1 pseudogene is annotated in these 465 nt (G+C 72.7%); it reads left to right on the top strand.

Annotated features, from left to right (window positions below):
* A pseudogene (locus G3I40_RS44650) lies at nucleotides 1-465 on the top strand (hypothetical protein); the annotation flags it as partial.

Here is a 465-nt window from a genome sequence, read left to right as displayed (position 1 = left end):
CCAAGGCCGAGGTGGACCGCCTGTACGAGCAGGCGGAGAACGCCACCGAGGCGTTCAACAAGGCCGACGAGCGCGCCGACAAGCTCCGCAAGGAACTGGCCACGTCCCAGGACCAGGTGGCCAGGGGGCAGGAGCGGATCAACAAGATGCGCCAGGCGCTCGGCATGGTGGCCGGGGCCCAGTACCGCTCCGGCGGCATGGACCCCTCGCTGGCCCTGATGCTCTCCTCCGACCCGGACGGCTACCTCGACCGGGCCAGCGCGCTCAACCGGATCAGCTCCCGGCAGGCCGGCGACCTCGCCGAACTGCAGGGCGCCCAGCGGGACCTGGCCCAGGAGCGCGCCGAGGCGCAGCGCAAGCTCGCCGACCTGGACAAGAGCCGCAAGGCCGTCGCCCGGCACAAGCGCAGCGTCGAGGCGAAGCTGGCCAAGGCGCGGCGGCTGCTGAACTCGCTGCCGGACGCCG

Source organism: Streptomyces sp. SID14478 (genome assembly GCF_010548525.1).
Taxonomy (GTDB): domain Bacteria; phylum Actinomycetota; class Actinomycetes; order Streptomycetales; family Streptomycetaceae; genus Streptomyces.
This window is presented reverse-complemented; position numbering and strand designations above follow the sequence as displayed.